Annotated in this window: 16 protein-coding genes and 1 pseudogene; 10 read left to right on the top strand and 7 right to left on the bottom strand. The window is 29.6% G+C overall.

What is annotated here, in order from left to right; genetic code table 11:
* The first annotated feature begins 204 nt into the window (after positions 1–204).
* Complete coding sequence (locus FNZ64_RS02805) at positions 205–1,554, top strand: MATE family efflux transporter (protein WP_142413351.1); 1,350 nt, start codon at positions 205–207, stop codon at positions 1,552–1,554.
* 391 nt (positions 1,555–1,945) lie between these two features.
* Here the strand turns inward: FNZ64_RS02805 and FNZ64_RS02800 are convergent, their stop codons facing one another.
* The gene (locus FNZ64_RS02800; RefSeq protein WP_142413350.1) at positions 1,946–2,914 is read right to left on the bottom strand and encodes a CPBP family intramembrane glutamic endopeptidase; all 969 of its coding nucleotides are present in this window, start codon (positions 2,912–2,914) and stop codon (positions 1,946–1,948) included.
* A 125-nt stretch (positions 2,915–3,039) separates the two neighbouring features.
* Here FNZ64_RS02800 and FNZ64_RS02795 point away from each other — a divergent pair, with 125 nt between their 5' ends.
* The 3 genes and pseudogenes from FNZ64_RS02795 (at position 3,040) to FNZ64_RS02785 (ending at position 4,324) form a co-directional block, all read left to right on the top strand.
* Positions 3,040–3,240 (top strand): hypothetical protein, encoded by a 201-nt coding sequence (locus tag FNZ64_RS02795; RefSeq protein ID WP_142413349.1) that lies wholly within the window; start codon positions 3,040–3,042, stop codon positions 3,238–3,240.
* Positions 3,241–3,252: 12 nt separating this feature from the next.
* Positions 3,253–3,489: pseudogene (locus FNZ64_RS02790) on the top strand (thioredoxin family protein); the annotation flags it as partial.
* Positions 3,490–3,634: 145 nt separating this feature from the next.
* On the top strand, positions 3,635–4,324 hold the full coding sequence (locus FNZ64_RS02785) for a cytochrome c biogenesis CcdA family protein (protein WP_142413347.1): 690 nt from the start codon (positions 3,635–3,637) through the stop codon (positions 4,322–4,324).
* A 187-nt stretch (positions 4,325–4,511) separates the two neighbouring features.
* On the opposite strand, the gene FNZ64_RS02780 is transcribed toward FNZ64_RS02785, so the two are convergent.
* The 3 genes from FNZ64_RS02780 to FNZ64_RS02770 form a co-directional block, all read right to left on the bottom strand.
* On the bottom strand, positions 4,512–5,975 hold the full coding sequence (locus tag FNZ64_RS02780; protein ID WP_142413346.1) for a methyl-accepting chemotaxis protein: 1,464 nt from the start codon (positions 5,973–5,975) through the stop codon (positions 4,512–4,514).
* A 127-nt stretch (positions 5,976–6,102) separates the two neighbouring features.
* Entirely contained in the window at positions 6,103–6,930 is an 828-nt protein-coding gene (locus tag FNZ64_RS02775; RefSeq protein ID WP_142413345.1) for an MBL fold metallo-hydrolase, read from the bottom strand.
* A gap of 127 nt (positions 6,931–7,057) precedes the next feature.
* Positions 7,058–7,861, bottom strand: coding sequence for a putative ABC transporter permease (locus FNZ64_RS02770; protein WP_142413344.1), 804 nt, complete (start codon positions 7,859–7,861; stop codon positions 7,058–7,060).
* 299 nt (positions 7,862–8,160) lie between these two features.
* On the opposite strand from FNZ64_RS02770, the gene FNZ64_RS02765 reads away from it, so the two are divergent.
* From FNZ64_RS02765 to FNZ64_RS02755, 3 genes are all read left to right on the top strand, one after another.
* The gene (locus FNZ64_RS02765; protein WP_142413343.1) at positions 8,161–8,376 is read left to right on the top strand and encodes a hypothetical protein; all 216 of its coding nucleotides are present in this window, start codon (positions 8,161–8,163) and stop codon (positions 8,374–8,376) included.
* 310 nt (positions 8,377–8,686) lie between these two features.
* Positions 8,687–10,489, top strand: a complete 1,803-nt coding sequence (locus FNZ64_RS02760; protein WP_142413342.1) for a sensor histidine kinase — start codon at positions 8,687–8,689, stop codon at positions 10,487–10,489.
* 12 nt (positions 10,490–10,501) lie between these two features.
* Positions 10,502–11,197, top strand: coding sequence for a response regulator transcription factor (locus FNZ64_RS02755; RefSeq protein ID WP_142413341.1), 696 nt, complete (start codon positions 10,502–10,504; stop codon positions 11,195–11,197).
* Positions 11,198–11,487: 290 nt separating this feature from the next.
* Here the strand turns inward: FNZ64_RS02755 and FNZ64_RS02750 are convergent, their stop codons facing one another.
* The 3 genes from FNZ64_RS02750 to FNZ64_RS02740 all read right to left on the bottom strand — a co-directional run bounded on the left by FNZ64_RS02750 (position 11,488) and on the right by FNZ64_RS02740 (position 17,822).
* Positions 11,488–14,559: an efflux RND transporter permease subunit gene (locus tag FNZ64_RS02750; protein WP_142413340.1), complete on the bottom strand. Its 3,072-nt coding sequence runs from the start codon at positions 14,557–14,559 to the stop codon at positions 11,488–11,490.
* On the bottom strand, positions 14,559–15,890 hold the full coding sequence (locus FNZ64_RS02745) for an efflux RND transporter periplasmic adaptor subunit (protein ID WP_142413339.1): 1,332 nt from the start codon (positions 15,888–15,890) through the stop codon (positions 14,559–14,561). The genes FNZ64_RS02750 and FNZ64_RS02745 overlap by 1 nt, the downstream gene beginning before the upstream one ends.
* A gap of 204 nt (positions 15,891–16,094) precedes the next feature.
* Positions 16,095–17,822 (bottom strand): phospho-sugar mutase, encoded by a 1,728-nt coding sequence (locus FNZ64_RS02740; protein WP_142413338.1) that lies wholly within the window; start codon positions 17,820–17,822, stop codon positions 16,095–16,097.
* Between the two features lie 420 nt (positions 17,823–18,242).
* Between FNZ64_RS02740 and FNZ64_RS02735 the strand changes: the two genes are divergently transcribed.
* The 3 genes from FNZ64_RS02735 to FNZ64_RS02725 all read left to right on the top strand — a co-directional run bounded on the left by FNZ64_RS02735 (position 18,243) and on the right by FNZ64_RS02725 (position 22,910).
* Positions 18,243–19,649, top strand: coding sequence for a basic amino acid/polyamine antiporter (locus tag FNZ64_RS02735; RefSeq protein WP_142413337.1), 1,407 nt, complete (start codon positions 18,243–18,245; stop codon positions 19,647–19,649).
* Positions 19,650–20,243: 594 nt separating this feature from the next.
* Positions 20,244–21,791, top strand: coding sequence for an L-glutamate gamma-semialdehyde dehydrogenase (pruA, locus tag FNZ64_RS02730; protein WP_142413336.1), 1,548 nt, complete (start codon positions 20,244–20,246; stop codon positions 21,789–21,791).
* Between the two features lie 243 nt (positions 21,792–22,034).
* Positions 22,035–22,910 carry a YitT family protein gene (locus FNZ64_RS02725; protein WP_243129178.1) on the top strand — a complete coding sequence of 292 codons (876 nt, stop codon included), beginning with the start codon at positions 22,035–22,037 and terminating at the stop codon, positions 22,908–22,910.
* The last annotated feature ends 91 nt before the right edge of the window (positions 22,911–23,001 follow it).

The following is a 23,001-nucleotide window of genomic DNA, read 5'->3' as shown; positions in this document are numbered from 1 at the left end:
ATGGGGTTTTTACTCCCATTTTAGAGAAGATGGAAGTATTAGAGCAGACAGTTATTGGATAAACTTTTATATTGACATAATTAGACCCTCTAAATTATAATTATATTTAACTGTTTATTTTTTTAGTGTGAATTTATGAATATTAGTTCACAAAATATATAAACAGAGTTTTCCACTTTAGAGTAGAGAAAGGATGTGTTATATGTGGAAAGATCTAAACAATTGAGGGAAGAGAGTGTAGGCAAGTTATTATTTAAATTTTCTCTTCCAGCCATAGCAGGTATGATAGTAAATGCTTTTTATAATATAGTTGATAGAATGTTTATAGGAAATTACGTGGGTGCTAAGGCACTATCAGGACTTACATCAACCTTTCCTATAGCTTTTATAATTATGGCTTTTGGTATGTTAGTTGGTATAGGAGCAGCTGCATGTGTTTCTATAAGGCTTGGGGAAGATAAGGAGAAAGAAGCAGAGAAGATTTTGGGGAATTCTTTTACCCTAATTCTTATACTTTCTTTAATTTTAACCACTATTGGTCTTATATTTAAAGAAGAGATATTATTAGCCTTTGGTGCAAGTCATGAAACTTTAGATTATGCAGTTCAGTATATTACCATAATAATTTTAGGTATTGTCCTTCAAAACATAGGTTTTGGTATGAATAATATTATAAGGGCAGAGGGAAATCCAAAGGTTGCCATGTACACTATGTTAATAGGTGGAGTTTTAAATATAATATTAGACTACATATTTATGAAGTTTTTCCATATGGGAGTAAAAGGGGCTGCTCTGGCTACTATAATCTCTCAAGGAGTTAATAGTATATGGGTTTTAAGATATTTTATAAAAGGTAATAGTATGTTAAAACTTAGAAGAAAAAATATGAAACTTGATATGAAGTTAGTTAAGAGCATTTTTGCTATAGGTATGTCTCCTTTTGCAATGCAAATTGCTGCTAGTTTAGTTACAGCTATACAAAATAGAACCTTAAATCAATACGGAGGATATATATCTGTAGGGGTAATTGGGGCTATTAACAGTGTAACCATGATGATATTTATGCCCGTATTTGGGATAAACCAAGGGTCACAACCTATTATAGGATATAATTATGGGGCAAAAGAATACAAAAGAGTTAAAGAGACTCTAAAATTAGCTATATTAGCTGCAACGAGTATATTTGTAGTAGGTTTTGTAATAATTCAAGCTTTCCCTAAATATATGATTTTACCTTTTGGAAATGATCCAGAATTATTGAAATTAGGTACTCATGCCATAAGAATAACTTGTGCTATGTTACCAGTTATAGGATTCCAAATAGTTTCAACAAACTTCTTCCAAGCTATTGGAAAGGCTATGATATCAATGTTATTATCCCTATCAAGACAGGTTATAATATTAATACCTTTACTTGTAGTCCTTCCTAAATATTTTGGATTAAATGGTGTTTGGATGTCAGCTCCTATTTCAGACTTATTATCATCAGCACTAACAGCAGTTTTTATGGTTAGACAAATGATGATTTTAACTAAAGAAGAGAAAGCCTTATAGGCTTTGCTTTGTTAGTGTAAAATGTTGATATGAGAGTCACTTCATCACTATTTCATTATGCTAAGAATTTCTATTATTTCCTCCGTAAATATTACTAAAGTTTTAAAACTCGCTATGCTCAAACATTAAAACTTTTTAACGTAATATTTACTACAGAAATAATCAAATTCTAACGCTTGTTCATATGTGATTACGTAACCATCATATCAACAAAGTCGCTAACAAAGCTTTTGAGAAAATTAAGTTATACATAGTCAATATATATTTGATATAATATAAGGCTTTGTTAGCTGAAAATGTTGATATGAGGGTCACTTCATCATATCAACAAAATTGCTAACAAAGCCTTTAAAATTTAGAATATTTAAGATAGTATAGTTGTATTTTAAGATTATATTGTTAAGATTATTATAAATATAAAAAGTAATACAGATACAACTACTGGGGAGTAAGCTATAAGCTTACTTTTTTTAGTATTAATATTTAGAAAACCATCTCTAGTTTCATCTTCTTCTAAATTAAAAGTATGCTCTTCAAATTTCATTCTTTCTTCATAATTATTACGTATTTTAACCTTTTTTAGTACAAGTGCTATAAGTAACAGTGCTATTATAGCGCAAATACCTGTTATTATTAACATGGTTATATATTCTTTATTAATTGAACTCATTGCCATGTTTGTTGCTTCTTTTGTCATTTTATCCTTTAATAAATCTTTACTTTTCATCATTATAATAAATGCAGCTGAACTAAGACCATTAAATAAAAAGTGAACAAACATAGAAGAAAATATGGAGTTTGTATATATAACTAAATATGAGAAAACTGCACCTAGTATAAAAGCATATAAAAATTGAGGTGGATTTAAGTGCATAATACCAAATAAAAATCCATTCATTAAAGCTGCAGTGTGAATGTTCAACTTTTTATAGCCATCTAACACTACTCCACGCATAACTATTTCCTCACCTATAGCCGGCATTACTGCAAGGGTTAAGAAGAATAGTAATGCAGAGCCACTATAAGTATGCTCCATGGCAGCTGGTACGTTATTTTTAAACCATATAGAGGTTAAAAGGTTACAAAAAGATGTAACAGGTAATAAGAGTAAAAATATAGCAAAGCAACTTAAAGCGTTATCTGAGCCTAACTTATTTAACTTTAGTGTCTTTTTAAAAGATTGTTTATTAACTAAAATATAGATTATAGCAGGGGCGTATACAAATAGTACACTGGTTATTATTAGAAAAATATTTGTGGAAAAATATTTACTAAATAAGGGTACCCCGAATAAAGCCATAGATATTTGAAGAACGATTATTGCTAAAAACAAAAGATTTACTTTAAAAACTCGTTTCAAAAACGACACCTCCTAGGAAAACTTAAAAATATTATAACATAAAAACTTTTGACATAATAGATGATAGATATTATTATATATATAATATACCCTATAAGGGTATACAAGTATAAAGGAGTGATTCCATGAAAAAGGATACAAAGATATTCATAATTTTTGGAGTATTGTTTGTAGTTGCTTCCATGTATCTATATAAGAATTTTTATCTTAAAAACAAGAATATGGCAGATGTAAAGACCATAGAAGAAGAGTATAATATAAAAAATTTAGAGAAGAAGATGGGAGAAAAAAAGCCTTTGGTTATAGAATTTAGTTCAGACTCGTGAGGAGCTTGTGGATGGATGGAGCCCATCGTAAATGAATTAAAAGAAGACTTTAAGGATAAAGTTAATTTTCATAAAGTTGGTTTAAATTATTATAATGAAAAAGAAAATTTCGAACTTGCAGAAAAATATAGAGTTATGGGAGTCCCTACCTTTGTTATATATGATAAAGATGGGAATCTTACTTATAATAAAGCAGGAACCATAGATAAGGATAAATTTAAAGAGATTTTAGAAGGTTTATTGAATTAAAGAAAAGTTAAATAAAATTAATAAGGGCTGTGGCATTAGGAGTAAATACTACAATATATTGTTATAATTTTAAATTTGCAAATCAATATGTTATATGTAAACTCATTAGTGCAACAGGCCCTAGATACGGAGAGGATAGAGGATTATGGAAAATTTAATTAATCTGTTTACAGAAACCTTAGGGAATAACCCCTTATTTGCTCTCTTTCTTGCATTTTTAGCTGGTATTGTTTCTTCCTTTAGTCCTTGTGTTTTTTCTACCATACCCTTAATTATTGGATATGTAGAGAAAAATGATAAAAAAGACAAAAAAACAGCCTTTAAATATTCTCTTATTTTTGCACTTGGCATAATAACAACCTTTACTTTACTAGGTATAGTATCTGCTTATGTAGGGAAATATCTAAACTTTTCAGGTAAATGGTGGTTCTTATTCTTAGGAACACTTATGATTATATTATCTTTAAATATGATGGGTGTAATAGGGGGAAAGAAGGCAGAAACATGTTCTATTCCTAAGGAGAGAAAAAGCTTTTTAGGGGCATTCTTTTTAGGAGTTTTAGGAGGGGTTTTATCTTCTCCATGTTCAACACCAGTTTTAGCGGCTATATTAGCTTTTGTAGCAGGAAAGGGAAGTATATTATTAGGTGCTCTAATGCTACTTGTTTATTCCATAGGGCATTGTGTACTTATAGTTTTAAGTGGAACTTCTATTGGAATAATAGAAACCTTAAGTACTTCGCCTAAATATATGAAAATAGGAAATATATTAAAAATAGTCTTTTCTATTTTAATCTTATTAATAGGGTTTTACTTATTATACACGGGAATGTAAGGGGAGAAATACAGACATTGTTTCAGAAAGTAATTTGATGTTTTATAATAAAAAGTTCTTTGCTTTAGAGAGAGTTTTTATTCATACTAAAGCGAAGAACTTTTTATTTAGGTATATAAGCACTATAGGTACTTTTACTTTAAAGATTAGGAAGTAATTATAGTGGAGTACCATATAAGATTGTATTTTAAAATACACTTTCTTTTTTTGAGTCTAAGTTTGCAACTTCTTTTTTTACTTCTGTAAATATGGAAATCAATTTGCTAGAAGTTTCTCTTGCTTCTCTTACAATATTAATAGCAGTTGAATCATCATTTCTTTTAATAGCATTTATAGCCTCATTTCCTAGACTATGTACCTTCATATGAATACTATCTATGTTTTTCCAAAGGGAGACTATTTTTTCGTTTTTAGGCTTTATGGAATTATAAAAATGCCCAAATAAACATCTATTTCCGTCAGTTTGAAGTGGTTTTATGCTCATTTCAGTAGCCATTTCCTCAAGATTATTAAACCAGTTTCTATGGGCAGTTATGGCATTATCTATATAATTTATAAAGTCTTCGTTTGAGAGCTTAAACTCTGTGTTTAAATTTAAAGAACCTGCAGAGTTAGCATAAGAAATTAGTTCGGATTCTATATTTTTTAAGTCCTCACTTAATTTATAAGTTGTAGTCGAATCTTCTGTAAGGGTTGTGGCTAAATTTGCTAGGGTTAAAGTATCCTCATTAATGGAATCTAAGGTTGCGGATATTTGCTCTGCTGCTGCTGAAACCTCTTCTGCCTCTAAAGTTATACTAGTCATATCCAGGGTAGCTTCTTTTAGGGAATCTGTACTTTCAGAAAAGGATTTCTCAAGGTTGCTAGTTTCAACATTTAAATTTCCTAGGGTATTAAGTGTTGTATCTAAACTCTCCTTACTTTTATTTGAGGCTTCTATTATAGTCCCCATAAAAGTCTCCATTTGTTCAAGTTGTGAAGAGGTATTTAAAGAGAGCTTTTTAACTTCATCAGCAACTACTGCAAAACCTTTTCCTTGTTCCCCAGCTCTAGCAGCTTCAATGCTAGCATTAAGTGCTAACATATTTGTTTGATTTGCAATATCTTTAATTCCAGATACAATTTCCTTCATGTTTTCTGTTACTTCTAAAAGTTTGATAAAGTTACTATTCATATTAAGAGCTTCATTATTTACTTTATCATTTACCCCTACAATATTATTTAATGTGTTGTTATTATCTTCTATCTTAAGGAGAACAGAAGTAATACTTTTAGAAGCATGTTCTATTGATTCAGTAGTCTTTATCATGGAAGAAGTTACGTTATTCATACTACTAGAAGTTTCCTCTACAGAGGCTGAAAGATTATCACATGAAGACTTTATAGTATCGGAACTTTTTAAAAGTTTTTTAGAGAAAAAATCTAACTCTAAAAATAATTTACTAACTTCTCCACTAAGATTTAAAGTACCATTTATAAGTTTATTAATAGTAGGACTTGCCATTTTAATGGATTTTGCAAGAGAAGAAAATAGTTTTATACTTTTGGCATTTTTATTATCCTTACCTACAGTATCTAATTCTTTTAATTTACTATTCTCATAGAGAATAGATATTTCATCTAATGTCCTGTTTAATTTGTTTTTGAACATTTTAAACCCCTCCTAAATTTGGATGTAGAAGTGTTATATTGAAGTTAAATCCAATAGTATACTACATATACTATATCGTAAAAGATAGAAAAAACTATAATGACACTTTATACTATTTATTAAATAATTAAAATTCCAAAGTTTCACCTATATCTATGATTTTAATAGTACCATCATTTATTTTTTCTAAAGTTTCTAGGGTTTTACTATCATCATCTTGTGCTAAGATATAAGTTTTATAATGTATAGGTACCATAAATTTAGAATCCATCATCCTAAACATTTCAAAGGATTGATAAGGGTTACAGTGCATTTTTTCAAATTCAGAGGGAAAATAGCATCCCACAGGCATTAGGGATATATCTGATTTTATGCCTTTATAAGTATCTGTAAAAGCTGTATCTCCAGCAAAGAATATACTTTTTTTAGCACTCTTTATAAGATAAGAATTTGAGGGACTATGTTTTCCAAAGGCATATCTTTTTCCATCATGATTTGCTCTAAAAGCTTCTATGGAAATGTTATTATCAGTAAAACTTTCACCTGCCATTATAAGATGAAGATTTTTAAAGCCCCATAGTTTTAATAGTGATTTATATTGTTTTGGACAAATTACAGGAATATCTTTATTAAATTTTTTCATAGTATTTTTATCTAAGTGATCCATATGTCCATGGGATATTAGTATATAATCTATGTTTAGATTACTTAAGTCCATAGAAGGTTCTACTTGCCTTTTTAGTTGTCCTAAATATGGGCTAGTTACAGGATCTGTAACTATGGTTTTACCTTCTATATTTATTAAGGTAGTAGCATGGCCAATCCAATGAACAGAATTGTATTTCAATTCTTCTTTTTTATTAGGAATATCTCTCTTTTTTAAATATGTTTTAAAGTTACGTTTATGAAGATGATACATATATCCAAAAACTTTTATTAGTTTTGGTTTTTCCATGTTTAACAATACTTCCTTTCATATGGTATATTTCTAATTTAGGCTTTGTCATACATCTTTGCCCATATGATGGTTACGTAATTATATATGAGCAAGTTTTAGAATTTTATTATTTCTATAGTAAATATTATTTAAATCTAGAGTGAATTTTTTCTTTAAGTTCTTCAGTAAAGGCCTTTAATTTATTTTTTGTGTATTTGGGAAAAGCTTTAAAATATCTTGAATATTGCTTTTGGATTTTATTATACATATTTTCATATTTTTGTTTAAAATCTTCAAAGGAATTTAACACCTTTTCTTTATATATAGAGCTTTCGCTATAAGAGTCATCTTCAATTTTGTATTTAAGTAATATCTTTTCTTTAAAATCTTCATATAAGTCCTTAAGTTCGTTTAAGGAGTAGTTTAGTTTAGATAGAGATTTTAAGGTTAAGATAAAGTCTACTAATATGCCTAGTAGTATTAATAAAACAAAAAATTTACCAATATGACTAGAGATCAAAAACTGAAATCTAGAGAAAAAAGGATGAAGAACTTTAACTAATAGTAGAGATATTAATCCCCAAAGTAAGGAAAATGAAAGACATATTCTCCCATTAAGATTAAGGGGCCTACGGCTATAATCCCACCAAGTTGTGTTAAAACTCTTTTCTAGCACATACCCTGTAATATATTCTATTATGGTAGTTATTATAACAGAGTATAGGTAAAGTAAAATTAGGTTGTGCTTAAAAGGTTTTGCTAATATTACAATGCTTAAAGCACCAAAGCCATACATGGAGCAATAGGGGCCATGTAGAAAACCCCTATTTACAAAGGCTTTATTTTTAATGGTAGCATATGTAGTTTCAAGGCACCAACCTAGATGAGCATAGATTATAAAATAAAAGCTCATAACAAAAAAACCCTGGATAAACTGTGAAATTTTCATATAAGACCTCCAAAGTAAAAATGTATTATTCCAATATAATTATATAGTGTATTATTACATAGTGAACATAAAAATTCTATAGTATACAATTAATATTTTGTTAATTAACTTTTATTTTAGGATTTGTTAGATCTTTTGCTCTAAGAAAGTCCTGTTTTAAACCGTATATTTAATTACGTTTTTAATTTTCTAATTAATATAAATAGTAAAAGTAGTAACAGTATCTATGGTTTTTTAATATATTGATATAGAAGAGTGGTTTAATTACATTCTTTAAACTTAAACAATGGAGGGATACTATGAGTCACTCAGGATGTCATGATATGGATTGTTTTGATAGATGCGATAGAATAAGGGTAACACTTCGCAACGGATGTACTATAACAGGTAGGTTTATGGGATGTTGTGAAGTTTGTGATCGTAATACTAAGTATTTTATCATCAAAGGAAGATGTCATAGATGCTTTTACGTAAATCCTGAACAAGTGTTGTTTATCACACCTTGTGAATGTTAGTTTTTATAGACAAAGGGGTTTACGGGGAATAAATCTAAAACTTAGTATATAAAGTTATCTTAAGGATAGGCAATTTTTTGCCTATCCTTTTAAATTTTCTTAAGATATTTTAAGAAAATAGAGAGGTTTTTATTAATAAAATGATGTTACAATGTGTATGTAAGATTTAATAAACCTATGTAAATTATATATGGGGCTCTTTTAAGTTAATAGATAAATACTAAAGTTACAAATTAGAACTTATAAAAAGTTTAAAGTAAAAAGCGAGTAATGTGAATTTAACAATAATGCCTTTATTGGAGGATATATTATGATATTAAGAAGAATATTTGGTAGAAAAAATAAACCACCAAAAGAGAAAAAGCGAAGAATAAAGAAATTAAAAGAAAAGATAATTAGGTTTTATTTAGATAAAAAATCTAAGATACAAACAAGTTTAAGGCTTGAACTTTTAGCTGTAACTTTAATTTGTCTAATGATATCTGTTTTTTCTTTTAATTTATTAAATGATTTTTTAAAAAATAAAATATCAAGACACACTTATATAACTTATAACGAAGATAGAATATCTGAGGAAAATAATGTAAGGCAACTTTTGTCAAGCCTTATGGATATATCCTCAAAAAATCCTGAAGATATATATAATGATAATAAAGAAAGAATAAATGAACTCATAGAAAATTTAAAATCTAATTTTACTTCTTCGCACATAGAGGAAATTTTAAGTATTTATGGTGTAGTAAACTATAATGGAAATAATAATGGAAATAATAATGAATATTATATAAAAGATATGCAGCAGATACTTTCAAAATCTATAAAGGGAAACGAGTCTATGGAAAAAATAATAAAAAGCATAGAAGAGTATGTTTCTTCAGAAAAGGTTTTGAATCAAAAGATAGGTAGACAAATATTAAACAATGATGCCAATGTTTTTTTAACAGATTTAGAGGGAAATGTTAAGTTCTCATCTAGTGAAACTTATTCAGAAAAAATCAATATTTATAGTGTAATAGGGAAGATGTCCAGAACTAGAGTTAATAATTTTCAGTATAATGGAGAGGCTTATGATAATGGTTCAGATAATAAAACTTTTTATAGTTTTTACCCTATTACAATAAATAAGGATAATTATTACTTAATTTACGAAAAAAATTTACATGGTACTGAAAAAGTAACTTATACAGGAACTAGTGCTTTTTTTTCTGCCATAGTATCTTTTATAATATTTATATTAGTGTTTTTAACAATTACAAAGAAAAAAATAGAGTATATTGAGTATATATCTAATTCTTTGAGGGAAATTTCAAAGGGAGATTTAGAGTATAATGTAGAAGTTAAGGGATATGACGAACTCGCTATATTAGCTTCTGATATAAATTATATGGAGAGAGAAATAAAAGAAAAGATAGAAAATGAGAGATTAGCTGAAAAGACTAAAAGTGAGCTTATAACTAATGTATCGCATGATCTTAGAACTCCTCTTACCTCTGTTATGGGATATATGGGTTTAGTTAAAGATAAAAAGTACAGTAGTGAAGAGGAGAGAGAGGAATATTTAAATATTGCCTATAATAAAGCAGAGAAATTAAAGATTTTAATTGAGGATTTATTTCAATATACAAAGATGAATAATCAAGGTTTAAGTTTAGATAAAAGAGAAATCGATATAAATGAACTTATAAGACAATTGATTATGGAGCTTTCCCCTACAGCTGAGGAGAAAAATATAGAGTTTCTTGACAATATGGGAAATAAAAGAGTTATAATAAATGTGGATGGGGATAAAATTTCAAGAGTTTTTGAGAATATTTTAAGTAATGCAGTAAAATACAGTCCTAGTGGGGAAAAGATAAGTATACTTTGTGAAGATACAAGTGTAAGCACTATAATCACTGTTGAGAATTTATGTGGTAATGGCATAACTAAAGAAGAATTAGATAAGATATTTGAAAGATTTTATAGGGGAGATAAGTCTAGGAACTCAGATACAGGTGGAAGTGGACTTGGACTTGCTATAGCTAAAAGTATAGTGGATATGCATGGGGGAGACATATGGGCAAACTTAAATGGAGATATGGTATCCTTTAATGTTAGATTGTATAAAAAGTAAAGGGTGATTTTTTTGGATAGTAATAATATACTAATTGTTGATGATGAAAAAGAAATACGAGATTTAGTAGGAATATATCTTAAAAATGATGGGTTCCAATGTTTAAAGGCGGAGGATGGATTACAAGCCTTAGAGCTTTTAAAAACTGAGAAGGTAGACTTAATTATACTAGATATTATGATGCCTAAACTAAGTGGTATAGATACTTGTATGAAAATTAGGGAAGAGAATAATATCCCTATTATAATGTTATCTGCTAAGAGTGAAGATATGGATAAAATATTAGGATTATCTACAGGGGCTGATGATTATTTAACTAAACCTTTTAATCCTTTAGAACTTATGGCTAGGGTAAAATCTCAACTTAGACGTTATAAGGTCTTAAATAATAATCCTGTTAAAAAGAATTCAAATCTAATTAACATAGGTGAATTAGAGATAGATTTAGATGGACATAAAGTAAAGAAAAATGAGGAGGAGATAAAGCTAACTCCTATTGAATTTAATATTTTAAAACTTTTAGCTGATAATAAGGGAATGGTCTTTAGCACAGATAAAATCTATGAATTAGTGTGGAATGAAAACTCTTTTGAATCGGGAAATACTGTAATGGTTCATATAAGAAGGCTTAGAGAAAAAATAGAGGAAGACCCAAGAAACGCCCAATACATAAAAACTGTATGGGGTGTTGGGTACAAAATGGAGTAAGACTCAAATAAGACTTTGTTAGGGGAAAATGTCCATATGAAAGTCACTTCATCACTACTTCACTACGTTAAGAATTTCTATTATTTCTTCCGTAAATATCACTAAAGTTTTAAAACTCGCTATGCTCAAACATTAAAACTTCTTAACGTGATATTTACTACAGAAATAATGAAATTCTAAAACTTGCTCATAGGTGATTGCGTAACCATCATATGGACAAAAATGTCTAACAAAGCTAAATAAAAAATGACTTATAGATCTTTTTAAAATAGGCTATAAGTCATTTTATTTTAGAGGTTATTTTTAGAAAAAATGGTTTTTACCCTATTTTGAAGATTATCCATAAATATATAGATTACAGGAACTACAAATAGGGTTAGTATGGTTGAAAATGTTAGTCCTCCTATTAGGGTTACTGCAAGGGGTTGTTCAATTTCAGCTCCTTCACCCATGGCAAGGGCTAGTGGTAGTAATCCTAAAACTGTTGTAAGGGTAGTCATAAGTATAGGCTGAAGCCTTGTAGGACCAGCTTTTATTATGGCTTCTTCTCTATTTAATCCGTAGCTTCTTAAGGTGTTGATGTAGTCTACAAGGACAATACCATTGTTTACAGCAACTCCCATTAATACAATTATTCCTAGTATGCCTGGTACGCTTAAAGGAATTCTTGCTATAAATAAACCTAGGAAAGCTCCGGTTATAGCAAGTGGTACTGTAAACATTATTATAAAAGGATATAATAAGGATTCAAACTGTGATGCCATAACCATATATATTAAGATTATGCCTAATATTAAGGCTAATTTTAAGTTGGAGAAGGCATCTTTCATTTCTTCACTTTCACCAGAGAGTTTTATAAAATAACCTTCAGGTAACTTATGATTTTCTGTTATATTTTCTACTTCTTTTAAAACGTCTCCTACAGCTCTATCATTTATAGAAAAGTTTATGCTAAGCATTCTATCTCCATTTTTTCTACTAATAGAGGCTAATCCAATCTCTTCTTTAAAGTTTGCAATAGAACTTAGAGGTACATTGGTACCTAGAGGAGAAGGTATTAAGAGGTTTTCAAGGTCTTTTTTACTTATTTTTTCTTGGCTATCTGCTCTTTTAACTTTAATATCTAGTTCTTTTCCTTGAAATTTATATCTAGTTGCTGTAACACCTTTAATTTGATTTTGAACTTCTGTAGAAATCATAGCAGTATTTAAACCATAGGCACTTGCTTTATCCTTGTCTATAGCTATTTTATATTCAGGAGAGCCAGTTTCAAAACTAGAACGAACTTCTCTTACCCCTTCTATTTTTTCTACTTTTTTCATTAAATCATTGGTTATATTATTTAGGGTGTCCATATTTTCCCCTTGAACTTCAATAGTAATAGGGGAATTTCCACTGCCAGGTCCTGCAAACATATTTCCAGAGGTGTTCACTTTAATTTTGCACCCAGCAATATTAGATAATTTATTTCTAATGTCTTCTGCAATTTCAGTATCACTTCTTTTTCTATGTTTTTTATTTTTTAATACTAAATCTATATTTCCTGTATTTCCATTACTTGAAGAAGTATTCATTTGACCACTAGAAATATTAGAGGATAATAGTTCAATTTCATCTATGCCTTTAAGCCTATTTTCTACACTTTGCAAACTATCCTTTACTCTTTCAAAAGTGCTTCCTTTAGGTAGTTTTACAGAAATATTAATGAGACCTTGATCTGCATAAGGAAAAAATTCTGTTCCTATGATTTTCAAAGATAAAATACTTAGGGCAAAGGTAGATATAACAATTATTGATATTAAGATTTTATGATTTAAACTTTTAATTAGAAGTTTCTCGTAGGATATTTTTAGCCTTTCTATAATCTTATTCTTTTTCTCTCCTCTAGTTTTATTAAATAATTTAGATGAGAGAGTAGGCACTAGGGTAAGTGCTACGATCAAAGAAGATACTAAGGAGAAAGTTACTGTTAAAGCTAATTGTTTAAATAGTTCTGCGGTTATTCCTTCTACAAATATTATAGGAAGGAATACGCAAATTGTAGTAAGGGTTGAAGCTATAATTGCCATGGCAACTTCTGAGCTTCCCTTTTTTGCAGCTTCAAGGGTAGAGAGACCTTCTTTTTTTAGCCTATAGATATTTTCTAAAACTACTATGGAGTTATCTACAAGCATTCCTATTCCAAGGGCAATACCTCCAAGAGAAATCATATTTAAGGTTATTTTTGCAAAATATATTAGTATGAAGGTGGCGATAACCGAAATAGGTATAGAAACTGAAATAACAATAGTTGGAGCTAAATCTCTTAGGAAGAAGAGAAGTATTAATATAGCTAAAATTCCACCAACTACAGCATTGCTTTTTACTGAATCAATGGAGTGATTTATAAAAAGGGCTTGATCATATATATTTTTTATACTAACATCCTTTTCTTCAGTTAAAATTTTTGCTATTTCTTCATTGATTGCCTTAGACACCTTTACTGTATTTGCATTACTTTCTTTTTGTATAGAAATTCCTATACTATCTTTTCCGTTTACTTTAGAATATACATTTTTAGTTTTAATATCTTCCTTTACTGAAGCTATTTCAGATAACTCTATATTAACACCTCTAGCAGGAGAGGGGATTTTCACACTTTCAATATCTTTTATATCTGTAAATTCTCCAGTAGTTCTAAGTATAAGATTATATTTTCCATCTTCTATAATGCCAGCTGGAAGGTCTATGCTATCCATTCTAAGAGCATTAACTACGTTTGTAGTGCTTAATCCTTTAGAAGCCATTTTATATGGATCTAGGGAAACTGAAATTTCTTTTTCTAAGCCACCAGTAATGCTAGTAGATGCCACACCTTCTATTCTATCTATTCTAGGTTTTAGGGTGTTTTCAATCCAAGATTTAAGCTCCATGGGGCCTTTGGTTTTATGATAAGCTGCAATATTCATAATTGGCATCATATTAGGATTAAGTTTTAATACCATAGGAGAACTTACACCTTCTGGAAGCATTTTTTTAATTAAATCTAGTTTTTCACGAACTTCTAAGGTTGCAAAATCCATATTTGTGCCTTGATTAAATTCAAGGATAATCATGGATCTTCCTTCTGAGGAAATAGAGTTTACATTTTTTATATTTGCAACTGTAGATAATACACTCTCTAAGTTTTTAGTAACAATATTTTCTACTTCCTTAGGACCAGCACCACTATAGTCTGTAGATACCATAGCATAGGGAAGGTTAATATTTGGAAGAAGGTCTATATTAAGTTTACTAAAGGAAACAAAGCCTAAAATAATTACGGCAAAGACTATCATAAGAGTGGTAACAGGTCTTTTTATACTATGTTCAGAAATTCTCATTATTTATCACCTCTAATGACTTTTATTTTGTCTCCTTCTTTTAAGTATTCAACACCTTTAGTAATAACTTTAGTGCCTTCTGAAATACCAGATAGAATTTCTATATTTTCTTCATCTTGAAGGCCAGTTTCTACTAATATTTTTTTCACTGTTTTATCATCTGTGGTAAATAGAAAATAACCATTTTCATCATGAATTACAGCATCACGAGGAACAGAGAGGGTATTTTTCTTGCTTTCCGTTACTATTTTTGCACTTGCAAAGGTGCCTGGTTTTAAATTATTATTAGAGATTTTAATTTTACATGGGTAACTTAAAGTTCTATTATCTATAGTTGGAGATACAGATTCTATAGTACCTATAATATTATCTTTAGATTCAGAAGAAGTTGTAATAGTTACACTTTGGCCCTTAGATACTTTTTTTACGTCTTTTTCTGAAAGATTTATATCTAGCAAAAGTGATGAGTGGTCTATAATAGTTATAGGAGGCATTTGAGCAGCTGCCATGGAGCCTTCTACAGTATTAACATTAGATACAATACCATTAATAGGGGACTTTAGTTTGAAATTTTCTAAGGCAGTTTTTGCATTTTCAAGACCTACAGAAGCTTGATTTAATTGTGCATTTAAAACGGTCTCATCTGTAGGCATAGAAGCTAGGGCACCTTCTATTTTAATTAATCCTTCACTTAATGCCTTTTCTTTTGCTTTTAAGTTTGCATACTCAGAAGCTAGTTTAATAGAGTTTTCATTTAGTGATTTTTTAATGGTTTCAAAGTCTACAGGAGATAGGGTGCCATTTTCTACTTTATTTTGAAGAGATAAAAGTTCTTTATCTATACCTCCCTTATTTCCTTCTATCTTTGATAGGGCATTTTTTAAAGTGGAAATTTGGGAGGTGAGTGTTTTTTTCTGTTCTTTTAAAGTAGCTATCTTTTTTAAAGTAGAATCTACAGTTGCCTTTGCAGAATTATAGGCAACTTCTCCTTGTTTAATTTGAGGAGTTACATCACTAGGGTCTAATTCTATAAGAAGAGAGTCCTTGCTAACCTTATCTCCCACCTTAACATGAATTTTCTTTACCTTTGAAGGTATTTTAGGGAGAACGGGAATCTCTTGCACAGGCTTTAAATTGCCACCATAGTTTTTAGTAACATTAATATCCTTTAAAGAAGCCTTTGCAGTTTCAACAGGAATTAAGCTTTCACTTTCCGCTGTTTTATCCGCACTGGATTTCTTTGTGGAACATCCAGATAAAAAAGGAAAGAAACATATAATGCTTGATATTAAAATTACATATATAAAGCTATTTTTACCATTGGACTTCATAATTAAACCCCTTTCACAATTAAATTAGCGTATTTGATCAACCAGTTGATTGAATATATTTATTATAAGATTATTCTTATGTAAAAATCAATGAAAATAGAGTCTGAATTATCTTAATATTTTCTGAAGAGAAAGTAAAATATGGCACAATGAATGCACCATATTTTAGTAATATTTGTTATAAACAATTGCTCGTATAAACAATTATTCTATGGAATTTAATTTGCCTAAAACTACTTCTTCCATCATAGCAATTTTTTCATCTGATTCTTTTAAACTTGAACCTTTTGAGTATAGGTAAAGTTTAATTTTTGGCTCTGTACCAGATGGTCTTACAGCATACCAGCTTTCGTCATCTAGGAAGAATTTTAACACATTTGAAGTTGGTATTTCACTTAAACTATCTTTGTTTGTAAGTAAATCAAAGGATTTTCCTACTTTATAGTCAGTGTATTTAACTAAGTTTGCATTTCCAATAACTTTAGGGAAATCTTTTCTGTATCCTGCCATCATTCTTTCTATTCTTTCTTTACCTTCTATACCCTCTAATACTAGAGAAATTTGTTTTTCTCTATAGTATCCGTGTTTTTCGTATATTTCGTTTAAAACATCTATTAGGGATTTGCCTTGTTTTTTGTAGTAAGCAGCAGCCTCGCAAAGGAACATTGCTGACATAACTCCATCTTTATCTCTTACGAAAGTATCAGCTACATATCCTATACTTTCTTCATAGCCAAATATAAATTTCTTATTGTTCTTTTCTAACATTGGTATTTGTCCACAAATGTTTTTAAATCCTGTTAGTGCTTCATAAGTTTCTACACCAAAAGATTTTGCTATGGTTTTTCCTAAGTCTCCTGTAACTATGGATTTAACTATAGCAGCGCCTTCTGGAAGCTTACCCTTTTCTGCCATACTGCTTACAATATAATTTATAAGTATAGCTCCTGTTTGGTTTCCGTTAAATGGAACATATTCACCTTTAGAATCTTTAACTTCTATAGCAAGTCTATCACAATCAGGATCTGTAGCTATAAGTAGTTCAGCACCTATTTTCTTTCCTAGTGTTTCTGAATATTTAAATGCTTTAGTATCCTCAGGGTTTGGATAACCTACTGTAGTGAAGTCTGGATCAGGGTTTTCTTGCTCTGGTACTACTGTTATGTTAGTAAATCCTCTTTCGCTTAAAACTCTTCTTACAGGTTTATTTCCTGTTCCGTTAAGAGGTGTGTATACTATTTTTATATTTTTATCAATTTCATCTTCACTATCTCTTAGGGCAACAGCCTTAACCTTTGATATATAGATGTCATCAATTTCTTCACCTATTATGGTAAGTAATCCACTTTCTAAGGCTTCTTTTTCTTCTATTTTTTTAACTTCTTCAAAGTCTTTTATTTTAAGTATATTTTCTAATATAGGGTCTGCAATTTCAGATAAAACCTGTGCACCATCTTCCCAATAAACCTTATAACCATTATAATCTTTAGGATTATGGCTTGCAGTAACTACTATACCTGCAATTGTATTTAGGTGTCTTACTGTAAATGAAAGTTCTGGAGTTGGTCTTAATTCTTCAAATAAATATGCTTTTATACCATTAGCACATAAAACTAAGGCTGCGGTTTTAGCAAATTCTTTTGAGAAATGTCTGCAATCGTATGCAATAGCAACGCCTCTATTTTTTGCTTCTTCACCATTTTCACATATAAATGAAGCTAATCCTTGTGTAACTTTAGCTATATTATATATATTCATTCTATTTGTTCCAGCACCAAGTTTTCCTCTAAGTCCACCAGTACCAAATTCTAATTCCTTATAAAATCTGTCTTCGATTTCTTTTTCATCCTTTAAAGCTTTTAATTCTTCTTTTGTGCTTTCATCAATATATGGATTGTTTAACCAATTGTTATACATATTTTTGTAATCCATGTATTTCACTCCCTTGCTATAATTTTTAAAAGGATAACTGTAAAACAGTATAAGTCTATTTTATTATATTAGTCTTTGAAATGAAAGTAATTTTATACCTATACTTTAGTATATATTAAGCTAAATCCATATAATTACATATTTGAATTAATTTAAATAAACCTAAATAAACTTAAATAGTTAAACGTAATACACAGAATTTAAACCAATTGCAACTAGTTTAAAGTAATTTAAACAAATTTAAGTAGTTAATCTTAATATAATGGATAAAGTTATATTAAAAACAGTGATTTAACATAATTAGATTTAAAATCTATAAATAATAAGCATATATATGTAAACAATAATATTAGAGTTAAAAGTCATTACAGTTGAACATGAGAATTTGAAGAAATTTATACAAAAGAAAAGGAGAGGCATATGGCAAAGAGAGATAAGTTAGGATTATGGATGTTAGTCTTAATTGGTATAGGATCCATGATAGGTGGAGGTATTTTTAACAGTCCTACAGATTTAATACGGGTAGCTAATCCTCAAGTAGTTGTATTTGCATGGGTTATTGGAGGAATTGGTGTTATAGGCCTTGCTCTTGTTTTTAATATGCTGGCAAATAAAAAACCAGAACTTACTGGAGGTATATATACTTATGCAAAAGCTGGTTTTGGTGATTTTGCTGGATTTAATTCTGCTTGGGGATACTGGATAAGTGCTTGGCTTGGTAATGTTGCTTTTATCGTATTGTTATTTAAAACTATAGGCGATTTAATAGGAGGACTTAGTTCTTTAAGTTCTTTTATATTAGGAAGTGCATTTTTATGGATTGTATATTTTATTCAAATAAGGGGTACTAGAAATACTAGTATTATTAGTTCCATAGTAACTGTAGCAAAGTTAATTCCTATATTTTTAGCTATTATACTAGGTATATTTGTATTTAAAAGTGAAATATTTTTTGTTCCTAAACCAACTACTGTATTAGCATCAACAGGAGAAGCTACTAATATATTATCTCAGATTAGTAAATCTATGGGCACTATATTGTGGAGCTTTGTAGGAGTAGAAGCAGCAGCTGTTTTATCTGAGAGAGCAAAATCACAAAAAATAGTAGGAAAGGCAATTATAATTAGTCTAATTACTACATTAATTGTATATATGTTTGTTAGCATAATAGCTATGGGAGTTGTTACACCTAAAGAATTAGGGGAATCAGTTACTCCTTTTGCATCTCTTTTAGGGCACACAATGATTGGATCATCTGGTGCTATTATTGCAAAATTAGGCTTAATAGTGTCTCTTATAGGGGCTTTTATTAGTTGGGTTATGCTTGCAGCTGAAATTCCTTATTTAGTTGCAAAGGGTGGAAGTATGCCAAAATGGTTTAGAAAGTTAAATAATAATGGAACCCCTAAAAATTCACTTATAGTAACAACTTTATGTACTCAAGTGTTTTTACTTGCATTATTATCTAGTTCCTTTCAAAAAGCTTATTTTGTTATATACAGTATCGCTACAACTTCTATAGTAATTCCATACTTTTTTTCTGCAATATATGGGCTAAAGGTTTCTTTTACAGAAGGCTTCACTAGTGCTGATAAATTTGTATCTATAATAGCAACAATATATACAATCTATGTTATTTATGCTATAGGAATTACTTATTTAGGACTTACTATTATTTTATATGCTGTTGGTATATATGTATATATAAGATCTATGAAGGAAAATAATAAGGAGATTAGTAGTAGTGATAAGATTGCTATGGCTCTAATAACAATTATAGCTGTTGCAATGATAGGATTTTTAGTAACGGGAAAAATTAGTATGTAGAATATATGACCTATATAATAAGGATTAAAATATGAAATTAGTTAGTTTAAAACTAAATTAAATAAATTTATAGTGTTAAAAGTATTTAAAAATAGTTAAATTTATATAAACTTATTAAGGTTTTTAACAAAGTGGTTAAGTTTTTTTTAGAACTTAGCCACTTTTCTGCATTTATTATATGTGAAAAAAAATTTAAGATAAATGAAAAAATACAGGGAATATAAGAAATAGAGAACCTTTACTATGTGGTTTTTATATAATATTATATGGGTTAATATAAAAATTAAGGAAAAATAAGGGGTCTTAAGGAGGGTGGCTTTGTCTTAAGCTTAACATGGGGAATCATAGATTTTAGTTGATTATTAAGTATAAATATAATATACTATATTTAAATTCATAAGTAACTGATTGTTATTGGTTACTACAATGGATATTATCTTTAATCAATGAAAAAATGTTCATGTTTATGAAAAAAGATTTCTAAACTTCAGAGGAGCAAAGATTTCCTCTAAAGCTAAGAACTCTCTTTAATAAAATTTATTATTTAATTTATACGGGGTAAAATTTACAAAATGTTGAATGGGGGAATATGGAATGTTAATGCCTTACAAAAATGAACCGTTTACTAATTTTGCTTTAGAAGAAAATCAAAAAGCAATGTTAGAAGCTTTAAAGCTAATTGATAGTGAAAAAGGGAAACACTATCCACTTGTTATAAATGGAGAAAAGATTGATACAGAAGAGAAAATAGTATCTAAGAATCCATCTAATTTTAACGAAGTACTTGGAACAACTGCAAAAGCAACTACTGAGCTTGCAGAAAAGGCTGTTCAAGCTGCTACAACTGCATTTGAATCTTGGAAAAATGTTTGTCCTTCAGAAAGAGCTAACTATTTATTTAATGCTGCAGCAATTATAAGACGTCGTAAACATGAATTCTCAGCACTACTTGTTGAAGAAGCAGGTAAGATCTGGGCAGAAGCTGATGCTGATACTGCAGAAGCAATTGATTTCTTAGAGTATTATGGAAGACAAATGCTTAAGTATGCTAAAGGAATGGAAATAACTCCTATTCCTAACGAATTAAATGAATGTAGATACATACCTCTTGGGGTAGGACTAGTAGTTGCACCATGGAACTTCCCACTTGCAATTTTAGTTGGTATGACTGCAGCAGCTATAGTAGCAGGTAATACTGTTATTATGAAACCTGCTAGCACAACACCATTAATAGCTGGAAAATTCATGGAAGTTCTAGAAGAAATCAGATTACCAAAGGGTGTTGTTAACTTCTTACCAGGACCAGGAGGAGCTGTTGGGGATTATTTAACTGCTCATCCACAAATTAGATTTATAAACTTTACAGGATCTAAAGAAGTTGGATTAAGAATTAATAAAATGGCTGCAGATGTAGCTCCAGGGCAAAAGTGGATAAAACGTGTTGTAGCTGAAATGGGCGGAAAAGATTTTATATTAGTTGATAGCGAAGCAGATTTGGATGCAGCAGCTAAAGCTATTGTAGCTTCAGCATTTGGTTTTCAAGGACAAAAATGTTCAGCTTGTTCAAGAGCTATCATAGTAGAAGATGTATATGATGAAGTTGTAGCTAAAGTTGCTGAAGAGACAAAGAAATTAAAAGTAGGTCCAGCTAGAGAATACGGTGTAAATGTATCTCCAGTTATAGATGACAAAGCTTATAACAAAATTTTAGAATATATTGAAATAGGAAAAGGTGAAGGAAGACTTTTATCTGGTGGAGAAAAAGCTGGGGAAAACGGATATTTCATAGCTCCAACAGTTATAGCTGATGTAGATAGAAATGCTAGAATAGCTCAAGAAGAAATATTTGGACCTGTAGTTGCTATTATTAAGGCTAAAGATTTCGAAGATGGTATTGCTATAGCTAATGGAACGGTTTATGGATTAACAGGAGCATGCTTCTCTAAGAACAGATCTAAGATAGAAGTTGCTAAGAGAGAATTACATGCTGGTAATCTTTATATTAATAGAAAATGCACAGGGGCTCTTGTTGGGGTTGAGCCATTTGGTGGATTTAATATGTCAGGAACAGACTCTAAAGCAGGTGGAGCTGACTACTTATTATTATTCTTACAAGCAAAAACTATTGGGGAAATATTCTAATAATATATATTTAATAAGAGTATATCTAACAAGGGGTACACATACAAGGTATCCCTTGTTTTTGCGTGCATATTTATTGTGTGGCTATTTTCACAAGATAATGATTAAGTTTTAAGAGTAGTTTAAAATTCTACATAAAACTAAGGGCTCTGTACGGTTGTTTTTGATTAAAATAGGTGTTAGAATATCATATGAAATAATGAATTTATAATTTAGTGCATAAAAATTTAGGAGGGGATACTTTTGAACTATAATAATCTTACCAAAAGAAAGTATATGGATTATTTGCTGATTATGTTAGGGGTTAGTATAGCTTCATTTGGGGTAAACCAATTTTTGCTTCCATCTAACCTAGTAATTGGAGGCTTAGCGGGCCTTGCTATTGTTATAGAGTATATTACAAAAAGTGTAATTGGTTTTGGAATTCCTCTTTGGCTGAGTAACATTATTGTTAATTTGCCATTATTTTTAATAAGCATTAAGCAAAGGGGATTTAAGTTTGGGGCTAAATCCATGTTTGCTGCTCTATATTTTTCATTTGCTCTATGGTATACACAACTTATACCTAAAATATTACCTCATGAAAATTTATTTCTTTCTTGTATTTATGGGGCAATATCTATAGGAGTTGGAGTAGGACTTGTTCTTAGAGCCTCTGCTAGCACAGGCGGCTCAGATATGGCAGCTACCATTATTAATTATAAAATTCCTAATATCAGCATATCAAAGATAATGTTATTTATAGATTCAACTATAATATTAATAGGTGCTTTAGTTTTTGGATTTGAAAAAGCGATGTATGCCTTAGTTTCTGTCTATGTAGTATCTAAGGTGATATCCACAATGCTTGAGGGAATGAATTTTTCTAAAGCAACTTTAGTTATATCAGATCATTCTTTAGAAATAGCTGAAGCAGTGGCTAGTAAAATTAAAAGGGGCTCTACAATTATTAAGGGGAGTGGAGTTTATACTAAAGTTGAACGTAATATGCTTTTTATAGTTGTATCTCAAAAACAAATATTTTCTTTAAGGAAAATAGTAAAGGAAATTGATCCAAAAGCATTTATTACAGTAAGTGATGTTAGAGAAGTTTTAGGTGAAGGGTTTATGGAATTGTAGGGTTAGAATTTATACATAAATAAAATTTTCTAGTTTAAATAATGTGCTTATGATTAGTATATTAAGAAGATATATTAAATTAAATGAAAAA

The sequence above is a fragment of the Hathewaya massiliensis genome, from assembly GCF_902143515.1.
In the GTDB taxonomy this organism is placed as follows: Bacteria; Bacillota; Clostridia; order Clostridiales; family Clostridiaceae; genus Hathewaya; species Hathewaya massiliensis.
This window is presented reverse-complemented; position numbering and strand designations above follow the sequence as displayed.